The 19,142-nt window shown below is 36.0% G+C and carries 19 protein-coding genes; 10 read left to right on the plus strand and 9 right to left on the minus strand.

Annotation, left to right across the window (positions count from 1 at the left end):
- Positions 1 to 22 precede the first annotated feature (22 nt).
- On the plus strand, positions 23 to 2,026 hold the full coding sequence (uvrB, locus tag P176_RS0100520; RefSeq protein WP_026752867.1) for an excinuclease ABC subunit UvrB: 2,004 nt from the start codon (positions 23 to 25) through the stop codon (positions 2,024 to 2,026).
- 72 nt (positions 2,027 to 2,098) lie between these two features.
- Here the strand turns inward: uvrB and P176_RS0100525 are convergent, their stop codons facing one another.
- Positions 2,099 to 2,500, minus strand: a complete 402-nt coding sequence (locus tag P176_RS0100525) for a hypothetical protein (RefSeq protein ID WP_026752868.1) — start codon at positions 2,498 to 2,500, stop codon at positions 2,099 to 2,101.
- Between the two features lie 268 nt (positions 2,501 to 2,768).
- Here P176_RS0100525 and P176_RS0100530 point away from each other — a divergent pair, with 268 nt between their 5' ends.
- A complete protein-coding gene (locus P176_RS0100530) occupies positions 2,769 to 3,578 on the plus strand; it encodes an alpha/beta hydrolase (RefSeq protein WP_037348595.1) in 810 nt (269 codons plus the stop codon).
- 77 nt (positions 3,579 to 3,655) lie between these two features.
- On the plus strand, positions 3,656 to 4,084 hold the full coding sequence (locus P176_RS0100535; RefSeq protein WP_026752870.1) for a DUF4268 domain-containing protein: 429 nt from the start codon (positions 3,656 to 3,658) through the stop codon (positions 4,082 to 4,084).
- Between the two features lie 115 nt (positions 4,085 to 4,199).
- Here the strand turns inward: P176_RS0100535 and P176_RS0100540 are convergent, their stop codons facing one another.
- On the minus strand, positions 4,200 to 5,132 hold the full coding sequence (locus P176_RS0100540) for a peptidylprolyl isomerase (protein WP_026752871.1): 933 nt from the start codon (positions 5,130 to 5,132) through the stop codon (positions 4,200 to 4,202).
- 179 nt (positions 5,133 to 5,311) lie between these two features.
- Complete coding sequence (locus tag P176_RS0100545; RefSeq protein WP_026752872.1) at positions 5,312 to 6,763, minus strand: hypothetical protein; 1,452 nt, start codon at positions 6,761 to 6,763, stop codon at positions 5,312 to 5,314.
- Positions 6,764 to 6,854: 91 nt separating this feature from the next.
- On the opposite strand from P176_RS0100545, the gene P176_RS0100550 reads away from it, so the two are divergent.
- From P176_RS0100550 to P176_RS0100575, 6 genes are all read left to right on the plus strand, one after another.
- Positions 6,855 to 7,616 carry an MBL fold metallo-hydrolase gene (locus P176_RS0100550; protein ID WP_026752873.1) on the plus strand — a complete coding sequence of 254 codons (762 nt, stop codon included), beginning with the start codon at positions 6,855 to 6,857 and terminating at the stop codon, positions 7,614 to 7,616.
- Positions 7,617 to 7,619: 3 nt separating this feature from the next.
- Entirely contained in the window at positions 7,620 to 8,123 is a 504-nt protein-coding gene (locus tag P176_RS0100555; RefSeq protein ID WP_026752874.1) for a hypothetical protein, read from the plus strand.
- Positions 8,124 to 8,182: 59 nt separating this feature from the next.
- Positions 8,183 to 9,151 (plus strand): DUF368 domain-containing protein, encoded by a 969-nt coding sequence (locus P176_RS0100560; protein ID WP_026752875.1) that lies wholly within the window; start codon positions 8,183 to 8,185, stop codon positions 9,149 to 9,151.
- The gene (locus P176_RS0100565; protein ID WP_026752876.1) at positions 9,151 to 10,170 is read left to right on the plus strand and encodes a DUF368 domain-containing protein; all 1,020 of its coding nucleotides are present in this window, start codon (positions 9,151 to 9,153) and stop codon (positions 10,168 to 10,170) included. The genes P176_RS0100560 and P176_RS0100565 overlap by 1 nt, the downstream gene beginning before the upstream one ends.
- A complete protein-coding gene (locus P176_RS0100570) occupies positions 10,163 to 10,903 on the plus strand; it encodes a shikimate dehydrogenase (protein WP_026752877.1) in 741 nt (246 codons plus the stop codon). Before P176_RS0100565 ends, P176_RS0100570 begins: the two co-directional genes overlap by 8 nt.
- A gap of 178 nt (positions 10,904 to 11,081) precedes the next feature.
- Complete coding sequence (locus P176_RS0100575) at positions 11,082 to 13,181, plus strand: DUF349 domain-containing protein (RefSeq protein ID WP_026752878.1); 2,100 nt, start codon at positions 11,082 to 11,084, stop codon at positions 13,179 to 13,181.
- 262 nt (positions 13,182 to 13,443) lie between these two features.
- On the opposite strand, the gene P176_RS0100580 is transcribed toward P176_RS0100575, so the two are convergent.
- Positions 13,444 to 14,481 (minus strand): hypothetical protein, encoded by a 1,038-nt coding sequence (locus P176_RS0100580; RefSeq protein WP_026752879.1) that lies wholly within the window; start codon positions 14,479 to 14,481, stop codon positions 13,444 to 13,446.
- A gap of 168 nt (positions 14,482 to 14,649) precedes the next feature.
- Between P176_RS0100580 and P176_RS0100585 the strand changes: the two genes are divergently transcribed.
- Entirely contained in the window at positions 14,650 to 15,126 is a 477-nt protein-coding gene (locus P176_RS0100585; protein WP_026752880.1) for a nuclear transport factor 2 family protein, read from the plus strand.
- 177 nt (positions 15,127 to 15,303) lie between these two features.
- Here P176_RS0100585 and P176_RS0100590 read toward each other — a convergent pair whose 3' ends face one another.
- Genes P176_RS0100590 through kdsB form a run of 5 tightly spaced genes read right to left on the minus strand, consistent with a single transcriptional unit; the run spans position 15,304 to position 19,072 of the window.
- Positions 15,304 to 15,852: a 1-acyl-sn-glycerol-3-phosphate acyltransferase gene (locus P176_RS0100590; protein ID WP_026752881.1), complete on the minus strand. Its 549-nt coding sequence runs from the start codon at positions 15,850 to 15,852 to the stop codon at positions 15,304 to 15,306.
- Position 15,853: 1 nt separating this feature from the next.
- On the minus strand, positions 15,854 to 16,936 hold the full coding sequence (locus tag P176_RS0100595; RefSeq protein WP_026752882.1) for an iron-containing alcohol dehydrogenase family protein: 1,083 nt from the start codon (positions 16,934 to 16,936) through the stop codon (positions 15,854 to 15,856).
- Between the two features lie 48 nt (positions 16,937 to 16,984).
- Positions 16,985 to 17,605, minus strand: coding sequence for a CatA-like O-acetyltransferase (locus P176_RS0100600; protein ID WP_026752883.1), 621 nt, complete (start codon positions 17,603 to 17,605; stop codon positions 16,985 to 16,987).
- Positions 17,602 to 18,309 (minus strand): HAD family hydrolase, encoded by a 708-nt coding sequence (locus P176_RS0100605; RefSeq protein ID WP_026752884.1) that lies wholly within the window; start codon positions 18,307 to 18,309, stop codon positions 17,602 to 17,604. Before P176_RS0100605 ends, P176_RS0100600 begins: the two co-directional genes overlap by 4 nt.
- Positions 18,310 to 18,343: 34 nt before the next feature.
- Positions 18,344 to 19,072 carry a 3-deoxy-manno-octulosonate cytidylyltransferase gene (kdsB, locus tag P176_RS0100610; protein ID WP_037348596.1) on the minus strand — a complete coding sequence of 243 codons (729 nt, stop codon included), beginning with the start codon at positions 19,070 to 19,072 and terminating at the stop codon, positions 18,344 to 18,346.
- Between the last annotated feature and the right edge of the window lie 70 nt (positions 19,073 to 19,142).

Here is a 19,142-nt window from a genome sequence, read left to right on the forward strand (position 1 = left end):
TTTATCAGTAAAAATCAATAGCATGCGCTTTAAAGTCAAATCCGAATTCGAACCTACTGGAGACCAACCTCAAGCTATAAAAAAGCTTTCAGAAGGCATCAACGCTCAAGAAAAATTTCAGACCCTTCTTGGTGTGACAGGTTCGGGAAAAACATTTACTGTAGCCAACGTTATAGAGAGCGTACAAAAACCAACCTTAGTTTTGGCTCACAATAAAACGTTAGCGGCACAGCTATACTCTGAATTTAAGCAGTTTTTTCCTGATAACGCTGTAGAGTATTTTGTATCTTATTATGATTACTACCAGCCAGAAGCTTACATTCCTGTCTCTGGTGTTTATATTGAAAAGGATCTTTCTATTAATGAGGAAATCGAAAAAATGCGACTCAGTACCACGTCTTCTTTATTGTCAGGTCGAAGAGACGTAATCGTTGTAGCATCGGTATCTTGTCTTTATGGTATAGGAAACCCCGTAGAGTTTCAGAAAAATGTAATTTCCTTAGAAGTCGATCAGCAAATTTCTAGAACCGATTTACTGCACCGCTTGGTCCAGAGTTTGTATTCTAGAACCGAAGCTGAGTTTAACCACGGTAATTTCAGGATTAAGGGAGATACTGTTGACGTTTTTCCTAGCTACGCCGATGATGCCTTTCGGATTCATTTCTTTGGCGATGAAATAGAAGATATTGAGCAATTTAATATACAGACCAACGAGGTCATCGAACATTATGACCGTTTGAATCTGTATCCTGCCAATATGTTTGTGACCTCTCCTGATGTACTTCAGGGTGCCATTAGAGAGATCCAAGATGATTTGGTCAAACAGCACGATTACTTCAAGGACATTGGTAAACACTTAGAGGCCAAAAGACTCAAGGAGCGTACGGAGTTTGATCTCGAAATGATTAGAGAATTGGGCTACTGCTCTGGTATTGAAAATTATTCTCGCTATTTAGACGGCCGTCAACCTGGAACACGACCGTTCTGCCTTTTGGATTATTTTCCCGAAGATTTCTTAATGGTGATTGATGAGAGTCACGTGACCGTGTCTCAAGTACATGCCATGTACGGTGGTGACCGTAGCCGAAAGGAAAATTTGGTAGAATACGGTTTTAGGCTTCCCGCTGCGATGGATAATAGACCTTTAAAATTTGAAGAATTTGAGGCACTTCAAAACCAAGTGATTTATGTAAGTGCCACTCCTGCGGATTATGAGTTACAAAAAACTGACGGTGTGTTTGTAGAACAACTCATACGTCCCACAGGTTTATTGGATCCCGTCATAGAGGTGAGACCGAGTTTGAATCAGATTGATGATTTAATAGAAGAAATGCAGCAACGTATTGAGAAAGATGAGCGCACCTTGGTGACGACACTTACCAAACGTATGGCCGAGGAATTGACCAAATACTTAGACCGTATTCAAATTAGATGCAGATATATACATAGCGATGTGGACACATTGGAACGCGTAGAAATCATGCAAGATCTTAGAAAGGGTCTGTTTGATGTCTTGGTAGGCGTCAACTTATTGCGCGAAGGCTTAGATCTTCCTGAGGTATCTTTAGTGGCGATTTTAGATGCAGATAAGGAAGGTTTTCTTAGAAGTAATCGCTCATTGACTCAAACTGTTGGTAGAGCCGCTAGAAATCTTAACGGTAAAGCCATTATGTATGCCGATACCATTACCAAGAGTATGCAAAAAACGATTGATGAAACCAATTATCGTAGAGAAAAACAGATCGCCTACAATACAAAACACAACATTACACCAACAGCTCTTAAAAAGAGTTTAGACAGCGTTTTGGCGAGAAACTCGGTAAGTACCTATAGCTATGAATTAGAGGCAGCAAAGGCTGCTGAACCAGAGAGTGAATATCTAACCAAAGGTGAACTCGAAAAGAAAATTCGAGAAAAACGTAAAATGATGGAACAGGCTGCAAAAGCGTTAGACTTTATCATTGCGGCACAGTTACGTGATGAAATTAAAGGTTATCAAGGTAAATTGGAAACGCTCAAATCTTAAATTTCTAGAGATGGTATAAATGTGGCTCTACCCTCCTATTTCTGAAATTGAAACAATTAGGATGGTGCTATTTTAATTATACTGCACTTTAAAAATATCAATTAAGAAATCTGGCGGAACCATTTTATTAGGAAAACTTTCCATGAGGTCTAATACTCTATTTATAGATTCGTGACCTAACCCCATTCTTAAGCCAAAGTTATGAACCTTCACGAGTTCTTTATTTGAGATCTCATGGTCTAAATTCATTAATAACACCAATCTGTGAAATTGCACAATACGCTCACTATGCGATTTTAGATGAATATAGGTTACGGGATGATCAAACAAATAGTCAAAATCGTCTTTAGATATATCCAATTGCTTGGCAATACTATAGAGAAACTTATACTCTATAGATCTTATTTGATCATCACTCTGCGCAAAAGCAATCATTTCGGAGAGGAGACTTAATTTTTCGACGCGGTTTATCATTATAGGGATATCAATTATGTTCATTATAAATTTAAAATGTTTTTTCTTTTGATAAACGTTGATTATCCGTCACTTATCGAAAAACAAATCGCAATTCGTCGCAATTTCCCTACGTTCATGCGATTTTTAAATATAAATCACTATTTTTCAATCACTTATAATTATTTTGTGTTTCATCGATTTTTCGGTTTTCAAATATCATTATCGATGAAATGCACGTGGTTATATTCTGTCCTTTTTATTAATTTCGTGGCTACGATTATTTATTATGAAAATACTTTTAATCAGTCTCCTTTTAATAGCGCTTACCGCTGGATTTGTTCATGCACAAAGCACTGCTTCAAAGCAAATCTCAACATTTAATATTGCTTCACCTGATTTAGGAATCAAAAAGAAAATTTGGGTGTACACACCTAAATCCTACAAAAATTCCAATAAGTCTTATCCCGTGATCTATATGTTTGATGCACAAAATCTGTTTGATGCTAAAACCTCCTATGCGGGCGAATGGGAGATTGATGAATATTTAGATTCTTTAACCACGAAGGACAAGGAAGCCATCATCGTCGGGATTGAGCATGGTAATGATAAACGTATTGATGAACTTACGCCTTATTCGCACGAAAAACATGGTGGCGGAAACGGAGACCTCTTTCTACAATTCATCATCAAGAATGTAAAACCTGAAATTGATAAAACTTACAGAACTAAAAGTAGTGCCAAGTTTACCACTATTTTCGGGTCTTCTCTTGGGGGATTAATGGCACTATACGCTGTTATTAAATATCCCGAAACCTTTACCAAAGCAGGTGTATTCTCTCCTGCATTTTGGATTAATCCAGAAATAAACGATTTTATTAAGACTTCGGAAATTTTAAAATCCACAAAATTTTATTTCATGGCAGGAAGTGCGGAAAGTGATACTATGATAGCAGACATGAAGAAGGTAATCACCCTTTTGAAGGTGAAGGGTATTAAGGACAAGCAGATCAAATCTACTGTGATTGAAGGTGGTGAACATAATGAAAAGCTTTGGCGCGATAATTTCCCAGACGCCTTTCAATGGCTAATGAACTAAGCTTAAAATCTAAATTTCAGAATTATCGTTTCTGAAGTTTCAAAAAACGATTTGCTAAACACAATTAAAGTTTCACAATGTTTACAAAAGAAGAATCAAGACAACTGAGACAAGATTTTTGGACTAGCTTCGGAAAATCATTCCCTAGAAAATGGATTTTGTACGATACAAAGATCAAAGGTTTGTCATTTAAATTTCATTTTGACACGAAAACTGCTTTAGTGGCCTTAGACTTGGAAGATGATCTGGAAAATAGAATTAACTATTGGGAAAAATTAAGTGCGCTAAAATCTATTTTAATTTCAGAATATCTACCTGAAGCCATTTTTGACGAATCTTACATTCTTGAAAACGGAAAGGAAATCTCTAGAATTTATATTCTTTTAGATAAAAAGGTCTCCATCCACAACAAGAACAGCTGGCAAGAGGTCATGACCTTCTTTAACGAGACCATGAACCAATTCGAATTATTCTTCTCAGAATATAAAGACATTTTAGAGTCCTAAAGCATTCTTAAAACAACACAAAAAAACCTGTGCTCACATTTCCGAAGAAAAATAAGCACAGGCTTAAATGTTTGAATCTTTTATTGTCGTTTTTTAAAACTAGATAGAAATCGCTCTATTTTACAGCCATTAACTCGACATCAAAAACCAAAGTCGCGTTTGGAGGAATCACTCCTCCTGCTCCTGCTGAGCCATAGCCAAGATCACTTGGGATTACTAAACGGGCTTTATCACCAACGTTTAACAAACAAATACCTTCATCCCAACCAGAAATCACTTGACCTACACCTACTTGAAAATCTAACGGTTTGTTGCGTTTGTAAGAAGAATCGAAAACAGTGCCGTCAGCAAGTTGACCTTTATAATGTACAGAAACCATATCGCCTTTTTTAGCTGGTTTTCCATCGCCTTTTTGAATCACTTTATAACGTAAACCACTTTTGGTTTCTTCAAACCCAGCTCCCAATTGCTCTAGTTCTGCTTTCGCAGCTTCACGTGCTTCTTGGATCTTTTTTTCTCTTGAACCTTCAAATACTCGAAACGCCTCAATGGCATTAAATTTTTCTGCAGCATCGCCTTTTCTCACGATTTCCAAGGTTTCAATCTTATCGCCTTGTACAATAGCATCTACAACATCTTGACCTTCTACTACTTTACCAAAAACGGTGTGGGCATTATCTAACCATGGCGTTTCAACGTGCGTAATAAAAAATTGGCTCCCATTGGTGCCAGGACCAGAATTTGCCATAGATAAAACGCCAGGACCATCATGTTTTAAGTCTGGATGAAACTCATCATCAAACTTATACCCTGGATTTCCTGTACCGGTGCCTTGTGGGCATCCGCCTTGAATCATGAAATCTGGTATCACACGATGAAATTTTAGTCCGTCATAAAATGGCTGACCTTGAGGCTTTACAGAATTCTCTAAATTACCTTCGGCTAAGGCAACAAAATTACCTACGGTACCTGGAGCTTTCTCAAATTCTAGAGCGACTAGAATGTCTCCTTTATTTGTATGGAAGTTTGCGAATAATCCGTCTTGCATAATATTTATTTAAATTCGTATATTTTTTCAGATTGCAAAGATAGTGAACTTCAACGAGGTAAAATATGTATTATCTTCACTTAGTTTTGAGTGATAATCCATTTATTTGAAGTCATATTTCCGAAGTGTAACAACATAAAAAAACCATCCTTATGAAAGATGGTTTGTATTTTAAAGTATTACTCTTCTAGATGCACCTGCTCGGTCTCGCAACCAAATAGGCTTTTCTCTTTGATTAACTTTGAAACTCCCGGTGGCAACATTTCTTCCCAACCTTCTTTTCCGTCTGAAATTGCCTTTAAGACAGTTCTAGAGAAAATAGTCAAAATGGTGTCATCAAAATCGGTAATATCGACGACTTTACCATTGTATTTAAAGAACTTATAAAGCTCCTTCATACGCGGGTGGACTTTTAAGTTTTCGCTATTGGTAATGGTACCATCATCGTTTTTCATTGGATATAAATATACCCTAAGATCCTTGAAGAATAATTTTCCGAAGGCTTCTAGAATACCACCACTTAGATGTCTGTAGTATTTCTCATCAAAGATATCCACCAGGTTGTTGACACCCATGGCCAGACCCATTCTATTCTTGGTATATTGAGAGAAGTACTCCACAAGTTTATAATACTCCTGAAAGTTTGAAATAAGCACCGTTTGGCCTAGAGAACAGAGTAATTTGGCGCGATCCATAAAATCCTGTTCATCGATTTCGCCCTCAGCTCTTAAATTAGAAAGGGTGATTTCAAAAATGACTTGTGTGTTATCTAAATCGACCTTATTTTCCTTAATGAACATATCGTACGATTTCTTGTACATGTCCATATTCACCTTAGTTACAGGTCTAAAACTACCTCTTAAGGTTAAGATATTCTTTTTATAAAGTACTCTAGCTGGCAACACGTTATTACCATCTGGCGCAAACATTACCGCATCTGTCATTCCGTTTTTGACCAACTGTAAGCTCATCAAACGGTTATCTACATCTTCAAAAATGGGTCCTGCAAAATTGATGGTATCTATTTCTACTTGATCTTTATCTAAATGATCGTAGAGATAGCGCAGTAATTTTTTGGGTTCGTTATATTTATAAAAGGCGCCATAAATAAGATTAGTCCCTAAAATTCCCAATGTTTCTTGTTGTAATCTGGCATCATTTTCCTTGAAACGTAAGTGTAACACAATTTCGTTATACTCTTGCTTAGGATCCACTTGGTATTTAAGCCCTACCCAACCGTGACCTTTAAATTTCTTTGCGAAATCTATAGTTGCCACAGTATTAGCATAAGCAAAAAACATCTTATTTGGATGTTCATCTCTAATCAAGCGTTTTTCAACCAGACCAATTTCGTGATCTAACATCTTACGCAATCTTGCCTCTGTGACATAGCGCTTGTCATCTTCAATTCCATAAATGGCATCGCTAAAAGCCTTGTCATAAGCAGACATTGCTTTTGCTATTGTGCCAGAACCTCCCCCAGCCCTAAAGAACTGTCTTACTGTTTCTTGGCCTGCACCAATTTCAGCAAAGGTTCCGTAGATATTTTCGTTAAGATTAATGCGAAGACACTTCGTTTTTAATGAAGGAATCTCATCAAACTCCTTATCTCCTTTTAAGGTTATTTCCATCTTTAGCTTGGGTTTTTCTTCCTACAAAGGTATTAAATTAGCCCCTTAAACTAAAAAAATAAACCCTATTTTTGCGTTAAACAATCTAGCGATGAAAGTCACATTTTTAGGAACTGGAACGTCACAAGGTATCCCGATAATTGGCAGTGATCACCCCGTTTGTTTAAGCGACAATCATAAGGATAAACGCTTACGCGTTTCGGTATTGATTGAATGGGAGCATTACTCTTATGTCATTGATTGTGGCCCAGACTTTAGACAACAAATGCTAAGGGCCAATTGTTCTAAAATTGACGGTATTGTTTTTACTCATGAACATGCCGACCATACTGCAGGTCTTGATGATATTAGACCCTTTTATTTTAGACAAGGTGATATCCCTTTTTATGCCCACGAACGTGTTTTGGATCAATTACATCAGCGTTTTGCTTATATTTTTACTACAAAAGACAAATATCCAGGAGTTCCAAGCGTTATTGAAAACGAAATTAAGAACACCCCTTTTCTTTTAGGAAATTTAGAAGTGATGCCCATAAATGGATACCACCATAAACTTCAGGTCTTTGGTTTTCGATTTAGAGATTTTGCATATTTAACCGATATGAAGACCCTTGCCCAAGAGGAAATAGATAAACTAAAAGGCGTCAAAGTATTAGTGGTAAATGCGCTAAGGGAAACCGAACACATCTCACATTTTAATCTTGAACAAGCCTTAGAATTAATAGAAGAAGTGAAACCCGAACGTGCTTATCTTACCCATATTAGTCATCATTTAGGTTTTCATGATGTGGTGCAACAAAAATTGCCTGAGAACGTTTTTTTAGCTTACGATACTTTACAAATCCATATTTAGATTATGAAGAATAGATTATTCATGTACCTGTTTATCTTCACCCTTTTACTGGTGATTTTTCAATTTGTTAACTCAAAAAGCATCATAGAAAACTATGATGAAAAGTTAACCAATTACATGGAAAAAAATACGGTTTACAAAGACTCCATTCAATTACTTAAAGATAGAGAAGCGTCAAACATCTATAGTTTCAATTTTGAAACCAATGATGATGCCATGACCTACATTGAGAATGAAGGATTTAAGATTTCTGAGTTTATTCCTTTTATAAAAGACGAGTTGTACGAGCTTAACGTTTACGACACTGAAGATCACCCTTTGGTGCCTTACGCCTCAATGACAGAGAATAAAATGCTTATTGACCAAGTGCGTATGCTTAACCACAAGTGGATCATTGCGAGTTTTACAGATGGAACGTATTGGGGAGAAATGCTATTGTCTTATGAAGTCATCGATAAAAAAGAACTGCGCTTTAAGGTGTTGGCCTCAACCATGTATATGCCTTAAATAAAACGAGGAGGTCATTATTTTTTTATCTTTAACAACTCGATTTTAGATTCAAACACATGTCAAGACATCTTAAGGATTATATAGTCATTGCCCTAAAAGGCATCGGTATGGGCGCTGCTGACGTAGTTCCTGGAGTTTCTGGGGGAACCATTGCGTTCATTTCCGGGATTTATGAAGAACTTATTGAAAGCATTGATCAAATCAATATTGATGTCTTCAAAGTTTGGAAAAAAGAAGGGATTAAATCCGCATGGGAATCTATAAACGGCTCCTTTTTATTAGCCTTGTTCTCAGGAATTATCATTAGCATTTTATCATTGGCCAAACTGATAAAATGGCTGTTACTCAACGAACCTATTCTACTATGGTCGTTTTTCTTTGGTCTTGTTTTGGCGAGTATATTATATGTTGGCAAACAAATTACAAGTTGGTCTCCAAAAGTAATTTTGGCTATTGTGGCCAGCACCGTTTTGTCTTACTTTATCACAATGGCAGAGCCGTTTGCCTCACCTGATAGTTCCTTATATCTTTTGTTTTGCGGATTCATCGCCATAATTGCCATGATTTTACCTGGAGTTTCTGGGGCGTTTATCTTGCTAATTTTAGGTGCTTATGAAACTGCCATAAACACTATAAATAAGCTTATTGAAGGTCTGTCTACTGGTAATTTTGAAATGTTTAAAGATGCTTTTCTAAAAGTAGTTTTACTCGGGATTGGAGCTATTATTGGCTTAAAAGTATTCTCCAAAGCTTTAAACTGGATGTTTAAGCATCAAAAAAACTTAATCTTGGCCATTTTAACAGGGTTTATGATTGGATCTCTCAATAAAATATGGCCTTGGAAAGAAACGCTTAAAACAAGGATCAATTCAGAGGACATCGAAGTCACTGTGCTAGATAGAAGTATTTTACCTCAAAATTTTGACGGAGATAGTCGTTTCTGGATGGCCCTTTTGTTTGTAATTATTGGTTTCGCTCTTATTCTTATTTTAGAACGTTTAGGCAATAAAAAACCTCAGGCCTAATGGAAAGCACCCGTACGTTTGCAGATCGTTTTTTTCTGGTCATTAAAGGTCTGGGAATGGGGGCTGCAAATAAGGTGCCTGGTGTTTCTGGTGGCGTTGTGGCATTTGTTGCAGGGTTTTACGAAGAGTTTATTTATTCTCTTAGACACGTTAACAAGAATGCTTTTAAACTGATACTTAATGGTAGATTCAAGAGTTTCTATAGGTATATCAACGGAAAATTTCTAAGTCTGTTATTCTTGGGAATGATTGTGAGCTACTTTAGCATCTCAAAGATTCTTGACTATTTTTTACATCATTACGAACTTTTTGTGTGGAGCTTGTTTTTCGGGATGATATTAGGCTCCATCTACTCTATTAATAAAGATTTTAACGATTGGAACTATAAAAGCATTTCATCTCTAGCCATAGGCATTTCTTTGGGTATTGGAATTAGTTTTTTAAATCCTGCCACCGAAAATGACAATCTTTTCTTTGTGTTTTTCTGCGGAATCATCAGTGTTTCCGGGATGACCTTACCTGGTTTTTCTGGTTCATTCATATTGATTTTATTAGGCAATTATGTATTGCTTTTGGTGGATTCGGTAAATTCGCTTTATGATACTTTTGCCGAAGTCATTTCAGGTGATTTTAGCTTTTTTCAAAATGCACCACGTATTCGTTTGCTAAAAGTTTTGGCTGTATTTACACTAGGCTCGGTTACAGGATTAGTCACCTTCTCTCACATGTTGAGCTACGTCCTCAAAAACTACAGAAGCATTACTACGGCCTCTATTATTGGATTTATCGTCGGGTCACTAGGCGTTGTCTGGCCTTGGAAAAAAACCATTTTTAAATCTACAGATGAAGACCAATTTTTATATGATTCTACAGGAAAAAAAATTATCGAAAATTACGAACGTTATATCCCAGACTTCAACTCTGAAACGCTCCTAGCAATAGGATTTGTTTTAATAGGGATCATTGCTGTGCTAGCTTTAGAATGGTACGGCGAAAAAACAAAAACTGCTTATGTCTAGATTAGGTCTTTTAGGTAAACATATTGATTACTCCTTTTCGCGAGGTTATTTTACTAAAAAGTTTACTGCTGAAAATTTACCCCATACCTATGAGAATTTTGATTTAGATTCTATTTCAGAATTACCAAAATTACTTGAAAACAATCCTGATATTGTTGGTATGAGCGTGACCATCCCTTACAAACAACAGGTGATGTCTTTTTTGGACAGTCTTGATGAAACTGCCAAAGAAATTGGAGCTGTCAATACCATTACCGTTTCAAAAAAAGGTGTATTAACAGGTTTTAATACCGACTATTATGGCTTTAAAAAATCAATTACGCCACTTCTCAAACCCAGCCACAAAAAGGCTTTAATTCTTGGTACAGGTGGTGCATCTAAAGCCGTGGCTTATGCGCTAAAGCAGATGGAAATTGATTTTGACTACGTCTCAAGAACAATGCGGGATGGCATTACATATACGTATGATTTACTTTCAGAAGAAATTATAGCGCAATATCAAATTATTATTAATTGCACCCCTTTGGGCACTTTCCCTAAGGTGGAGTTGTATCCTGAGATTCCGTATCAAGGCATTTCAAAAGCACACGTGCTATTCGATTTAATTTATAATCCTGAAGAAACACAGTTTTTGAAATTCGGAAAAGAACAAGGTGCAACCACCTGTAACGGTCATGATATGCTGCGATTTCAGGCAGAAAAGGCATGGCAAATCTGGAATTTAGAATCTTAAAAGCACCTCTTATCATTAAAGGTTAATTCTGAAATTAAAATTTCAGCTTCAAAATTCATGGGCTGCTTATATGATACGATCTATTTATGCTGTGCCCTATTACCATAAACACACGTCTCGTTTTTGACTATCAGTTGCCTATTTAGTATCTTAGCCATCTAACAAATATAATGACACCATGTCTGAGCAAGATAACCTGCCAAAAGCAGATGGAATACTAGAGCAAAATACTAAGCAACAAGAGGGTAGCAAAACGGAAGCTTCTGAAAACACGACTTCTGAAAATTCTTCAGATCAAACCGAAGTAAAAGACACAGAAAATAAAGCCGTCGCTATACCTTCTAATGTTTCTGATCAATTGATTGAGAGACCTTCAGAAAGCCACACTGAAATTCCTGCAGTAGAAGCAAAACAAGATGAGACTGTCTCAAAAGAGGCATCAGCAGCTGTAGCTACTGAGACTTCTTCCGAAGAGAAAAAGAAAGAGGCCCACGTTGAGGAGATTGAAGCCGCTAATGCCGAGGATGCCGAGGATGAGAGCAATAGCGAACGTCATGAATTGGAAAGTAAAGATTATGATAAAATGAGTATGGATGCTTTGGTCGAAGAACTAGAGCAACTTAATGCACAAAAAAAGGTGCAGACCATAAAATCACAAGTCGATGAAATAAAGGCAGAATTCAATTCTAAATTTGAAGAACTGCTTGAAGAGAAAAAAGAGGAGTTTTTAAGTGAGGGTGGTAATGAAATTGATTTTTATTTCTCAACTCCTGCAAAAAAACGATTTAATACAGCATATAAAGCTTACAGAAATGCGATTAAGACGTATTACAAAGCAAGAGAAAATGATTTAAAGTCTAACCTTGACAAGCGTCTCGAAATCATTGAAGAGATTAAAGGACTTATCAATGTTGAGGAAAATATAAACACCACTTACAAGCACTTTAAAGATCTCCAAGAACAATGGAGAACTGCTGGACCAATTCCTAGAGATGTCTATAACAATGCTTGGAATTCTTACCATCACCACGTTGAGATTTTCTATGATTTTCTGCACCTCAATAGAGATTTGCGTGACATGGATTTTAAACACAATCTCGACCAGAAACTTAAAATCATAGAGCGCGCAGAAGAACTTGCAAAAGATGACAACATCAACCGTGCATTTAGAGAATTGCAAGTATTACATAAGCTTTGGAAAGAAGATCTTGGGCCAGTAGCTAAAGAGCATCGCGATGAGATCTGGGATCGTTTTAGCAATGCCACGAAAGCTATACATGACAAACGCCAAGCGTATTACGAAGATGTAGACAAGGCGAAGGAAAAAAACCTTGAGCGTAAAGAAGACATTATTTCCAAAATTGAGGAGGTTGCTTTAGATGCTTCTAATTCTCATCAAGCATGGCAGAAAAAAATAAAGGTTATTGAAGCTTTAAGAGAAGAATTCTTTAACGCAGGACGCGTTCCTAAAAGTGCCAACGATGCTACATGGAGTAAATTTAAAAGTGCTGTAAGAAACTTTAACCGCAAGAAAAACACATTCTATAAAGATCTCAAAAAAGATCAATACGAAAATCTTGAGAAGAAAAAGGCACTTATTAAAATTGCTCAAGACAACAAGGATAATGAAGACTTTGAGTCTACAACGCCTTTAATGAAAAAAATCCAGAGCGATTGGAAAAAAATAGGTCATGTCCCAAGAAAGGACAGTGATAAAATTTGGAAACAGTTTAAAGCTGCTTGTAATCATTATTTTGAGCGCATTAACGCAGAACGCAACGAGGCCAACAAAGAATTAATGGTTGCTTTTGAGAAGAAACAAGACCTCTTAGAAGAGGTAAAAGCTTTAAAACTTTCTGGAGAACGTAAAGAAGATTTAAAAACCATCAAAGACCTCATTGAACAATGGAAGACCATTGGTCATGTACCATCAAACAAAAGAAGCATAGACGGTAAATTTAATAAGGTCTTAGACGGATTATTTGGCCAATTGGATATGGACAAATCTAAGGTTGAAATGATCAAGTTTGAAAATAAATTGGAAAGCTTGGCACAGCCAAACGATACACGATTATTGGATAATGAGCAGAACTTCATTAAGAAACGTATTGACGAGCTTAAAGGGGAAATCAATCAATTAGAAAACAACCTTCAATTTTTCTCTAATGTTGATGAGAGCAATCCATTGGTAAAAGACGTATTGAAAAATATCGATAAGCAGAAAGCTGACCTTTCCACTTGGGAAGATAAATTGAGAAAAGTTAGAAGTATGTATTAAGAATCCCAGAATTCTAACCAATACTGTAGTAATTAAAAAAAAGAAAGGCCATCAATAATTGATGGCCTTTTCTCCTCTTCATAGCAATTAACGATTAACTTACGTTAATTTGAAAGGTTGACTAATAGCATTTTGTGATTCCCTTCAATATACATACGAAGTAAATTGAAGTAGGGTTTTATAAAAGACGAAAAAAAATAAACAAAAAAAAGGCCATCAATAATTGATGACCTCTTTTCAAATCTAATCCCAAATTTTTATACTACTCCTTCGTTAAATATACTGAAGATGCAGCCGCTAAATTATTGTTAACTGCAGGTGTTAAATTGCCGCCATTACCAATATTGTTAAACGCTAAAATTCTACCACCGCCGTTTCCAGCTTCGGCTATATAAACAATACCTGTAACAGAATCATAAGCTACATCCACTGGGTTACCCAATAATGTAGATGCACCTGAAACTCGAGTTTGTTCTCCTACTGCTAAGATTTCTCCATTTGCAGTAGCATTAAATTTGCTTGTGAAATCATCAATGATATGAAACCCACCATCATCTTGAGTATTGGTAGCATCACCAATATCTGTAAGAATCATTGTATTAGAATTAGAATCATAAGTGATTCCGTGAGTTCTAACAATTCCTTCGACTATAATTGTTTTTGTAGCAGCAATAGTCACATCATCCATGTTTGATAAAAAGTCGCTAAATACCGCCAATTTATTTGTTCCATCAACAACTGCATATAAATTGTTACCGTTAAATGTCATTCCCCAAACTTTAAAATTTACTGTAATTGTATTTCTTAAAGCAAAGGCATTTTCGTTTTTAGAATACACAAAAAATCGACCTTCAGCTGTCTCTGGATTATTATCTAAATCGGTATTATCTGCAACAACGTAAAAATCGCCATTAACGGCTACTTCTCTCGGGCTCTCCATATCTGTAGTTCCTAAAAGATTAACTTCAATTGTAGTTCCTGAAACCACATCAGAAACATTATTGTAGCCTTCTAGACCGTTAGATGAGCGAGAGGCTTGCACTACAGCATCAGCTGAAGAATCGTAATAAATTCCGTCTGCAGCAGTTGAAGTGGTTACAAGTGTTTTGGTAGTAATATTTGCAACATCTGTTACATCGTAAGATGTGATGTTACCGTTTGAATTATTTGAAGCATAAAGCGTTGTCATACTTGCAGGCGCGGGATTTGATCCACTGTCATCATCATCACTACAAGAGAATGCTACTATTGAACTTGCAAAAAGCAAGGTTAAAAATTTAAATGATTGTACTCTTTTCATAAATTAAAATTTAATTGTTATAATTCTATATACGACGCATACGGACTATTAGTTCTTATAGTGTCTGTAAATACTGATGGTTTAACATGACTTTAAGAATCGCATTTGTTATGTGGTTCTAAAACAGACCTCTGAAATTATCGTAACTTTATAAAAATTTGAATTTTAATGACATCGATAATAGAATCATTTTATAAAGGTTTTCAAAATCTAGATGCAGAGCAAATGGTAGCCTGTTACCATGAGGACATTGTGTTTGAAGATCCCGCTTTTGGAACTTTAAAAGGCAATCACGCTTGTAATATGTGGCGAATGCTCTGTAAATCTCAAAAAAATAAAGATTTTAAAGTGGTTTTTTCTAACATTACAGTTCATGAAGATTCTGGCAGTGCACATTGGGAAGCGTTTTACACGTTTACTAAAACAGGAAGAAAAGTACATAATACCGTAGAAGCTCAATTTGAGTTCAAAGACGGAAAAATCATCAAACATGTTGATCGTTTTGATCTTTACAAATGGTCTAAACAGGCTTTTGGCTTCAAAGGAACGGTTTTGGGCAAGACCTTATTTTTTAAGAATAAATTGAGACATACTACAAAAAACCTTCTGACTAAATTTGAGGAAAAACAAAAATCATCTGCATAATTTCAAAATATGCAATGAAAAAGCCATTCTAGAAATTTCTAAAATGGCCTCATTATAAACATACTTAAGAACTGTTTCTTTTTAGGGACGGGACGTTTACTTTATATTTCAGTCTCTTAGTATACTTTTAAATAATCAAAAACGATGCCAAAAACATCTGTTAATGCGACAATGGCTTTAGGAGTATTCGGGCTTTTTACCTACTACCCCATCAAAAAAAGACTTCATAAATTTAAAATCTGCCTCCATATTATCAGTTGGATAAAATGGTTGTGAAATGTGATTTTTTTTATTCTGAAAATCAAGCGTAAACATGATAATAGGTAAGTTGGCTGCTTTAGCAATGTAATAGAACCCTGTTTTCCAATCTTGTACTTTTTTACGAGTTCCCTCTGGAGCAAGTGTCAACCTAAATTCTGATGTATTCTCAAACAACTGAGCAATGGCAGTTACTTTGTTCTGACCTGGAGTACGATCTAAAGGAGAACCACCTATAGCTCTAAAGTAATAGCCAAAAGGCCATTTAAACAGTTCTTTTTTACCTACAAAATTGGTTTTGAGTTGAGTGATTTTTCTAAGAAGAAGACCAATATAGAAGTCATGCCAACTTGTATGAGGCAACGCTATGATCACCACTTTTTTTATGGTATCTTTTGAAAAATTAGTGTTTCCAGTAATTTGCCAACCTAAAAGCTTAAAATAAATAAATTTAGCTAGCCAAGACATACTACATCTGTTGGTATAGCGCTTTTAGCTTACTACGAGTTATTATATTTTTCCAGTTTTTACCAAGAGCGTTTTCCCATAGAGGCTCTAAACCTAAAGCCACATCAATCATGATATCAAATTCTTCATCAGACAAATGCTTACAAATCCCTTGAGGAAGACTGATGTCGTGTTTTTCTTTCATCTTTCGAAACAGTTGCACGCCTTCTGGATAAAACTCATCAAGATGATCAAAAACAATACAATTACCAATGCCATGCTTTGTTCCCAATAAATAAGAAAGTCCGTAACTCATAGCATGTGCCACTCCCACTTGGGAGTACGCAATACTCATACCGCCATGCCAAGAGGCCATCATCAATTCGTCTTGTGCCTCTTCTTTTGACAAGTCCCCTTCCATAAAAATGGATTTACATAACTCAAATGCTTTTTCGCCGTAGCTCTTACTAAAGGCATTAAGATAGGTTCCATTTAAAGACTCTATACAATGAATATAGCAATCCATACCTGTATAAAACCATTGATCTTTGGGCACGCCTTTGGTGAGCTCCGGATCTAACACCACTTGATCAAAGGGTGTATAATCTGAATTAATTCCTAATTTTTTATCAGGTCCCGTTAATACGGTAGTTCTTGAAACTTCTGAACCTGTACCAGAAATTGTAGGTACACCTACATGATAAATGGCAGGGTTTTTAACCAAATCCCAACCTTGATAATTTTTGGTTTGGCCTTCGTTAGTGATCATGATAGATACCGCTTTTGCTAAATCTAAAATGGTTCCACCTCCAATGCCAATAATACCAGATGGTCGGTCTTTATAAGAAAGTATGATATTTTCTACCAATTCATCTACTTGAGATGTTTTTGGTTCCTCGTCTGCAGAGATGTAGAACACTTGGTCATCGTATGCCAAAGGTATCCGGGAGGTCAACCAAGAGTTGCCCTTGAATACGGCATCTACCAAAAAAATAAATGGTGCCTTGACATTTAATCGTTTAGGCTGTAAAATATCGCCTAATTGATTAAAACATCCACGTCCAAAAACGACTCTGGACACCATTGGGTAATTTTTATAAATCATTTAATAATCTTCTTTGACAAAAATAAAAACATAGTTGGATATATGTCCTTAACTGTTGAGATAATATTGAAATTTCTCTGAAAACAATCCGAGGTGATACCCGTCTACCAAAGCATGATTTACGCTTATGGCAACGTTCATTTTTATAGTGTCGTTTTTTTTATGTTCTATTTTACTAAAAGCAATTTTTGGTACAGATTCTATTTGTTCTGAAACTGGTTCTTTATGTCCTGAAAATTGAAGCCAAGGCACCGCAGAGCAATGAATACAATCTAAACCATTTTGCGGCGGAAATAAATCGTTCGATGCTTCAATGCGTCTTTTTTCCGAAGCTAAATTATCTAAAAAAACATTCAAATCGTTATCAAATTCGATGAAAGAAAAACCAAAAGTTTTATTCGGCCTCATAATTGTTGCAGAGGCATGAATGGTATTATAACGCACCACCTCGTCATTTATGATCCTTAACTTTAGTTCGTCTACATCATTAATAGCCTGCATGCAATTGTGCATATATTTTCCGAAGAAAGATACGGATTTCGTTTTTGAAAAGTGGTAAGCTTGAGTCACATCAAATGGAATGGTCATCCCAAAATAAGGATCTTTAAGCTTTATAAAATGCTCATAATGTTGCTTTCGCTCCCAAGTTTGGATATCAACTTTTGTCATTGATTTAATAGGGCTTTTAAATCTGTTAAACGATCTAAAGTGGCATATTTTTGATTTTTTGGAGATTGATTCTCCACCTGTTCATGTAACCAAGTGGTATGAAAAGGGATATGTACCGCTCCTGCCTTTAGATGCACTAATGGCAACACATCTGATTTAAGGGAATTGCCAACCATTAAAAATTCTGAGGGTTTAATCTCTAAGCGATTGAGAAGTTTGGAGTAATTGCTTTCTTGCTTATCACTCATGATCTCGATATGATGAAAATAATCCATCAAACCAGATTTTTCCAGTTTACGCTCTTGATCTAACAGATCTCCCTTGGTGAGTACAATGAGTTTATAATTTTGTGATAAGCTTTTCAAGGTATCTTCTACGCCTTCCAGCAGCTCTACAGGCTTATTGAGCATGTCTTTGCCGATATTCAGTATTTTAGAAATAGTCTCATTAGATATGCTATAATTAGACATTTCTAAAGCCATTTCAACCATAGATAATGTAAACCCTTTGATGCCATAACCATATAAAGGGAGATTTTTAATTTCCATTTTAAAAAGCTCCTGGTCTATTTTATTTGCGGTTTCATATGGAGATAAGAGTTTAGCCACTTCAGTCTCGGCATCTCTGAAATAGGTCTCATTGACCCACAGTGTATCATCGGCGTCAAAACCGATTACTTTTACGTTTTTGTAGTTAATTTTCAATGTTTATTTTGATTATTAGACCAGTAACCGTCATTTATCGCCAAAGTTTTTTTGCGCGTTCTAAATCTTCGGGCGTATCAATCTCTACACCTTGTACGTTGGTTTCTACCATTTTAATACGTTTACCGTATTCTAAATATCTGATGCATTCAATTTTTTCTGTGGCTTCCAAAAATTGCATCGGAAGCTTATAAAAATCTAACAACGCTTCTTTTCTGAACGCATAAATGCCTTTATGTTTGAAATATCTTGTGTCAACTTCCTTATCTCTAGGAAAAGGTATCGGGCTTCTTGAAAAATAGAGTGCAAAGTCATTTTGGTCTACAATAACCTTCACGGTATTGGAATTATTAATCTCTTCCCAATCCTTGATTTCTACCATCAGAGAGGCTAAATCAATGGATTTTTTATCATCGTTTTTAAAAACCTCCAATACTTTTCTAAGACTTTCTACCTCTGTAAAAGGCTCATCGCCTTGAACATTGACCACAATATCCACATCTAAATGTGCGACAGCTTCGGCAATACGATCACTACCAGATTGATGCTCTTTAATACTCATGATGGCCTTACCGCCATGATTTACAATTTCATCATAGATAATCTCACTATCAGTCACTACATAAACGTCATCAAAAAGATGGGTAGCAACCGTGGCTTCGTAGGTTCTTAAAATGACCGACTTACCTCCTAAATCCTGCATAAGTTTACCAGGAAAGCGTGAGGCAGCGTATCGTGCTGGGATCATTGAAATGATTTTCATCGGGCAGTATTACATATTAATTATAGAATATCAAAAATAGAAATTTCAGATTGAATTCTGGATTGTTCAA

The organism is Sediminibacter sp. Hel_I_10 (genome assembly GCF_000688335.1).
Taxonomy (GTDB): Bacteria; Bacteroidota; Bacteroidia; order Flavobacteriales; family Flavobacteriaceae; genus Psychroserpens.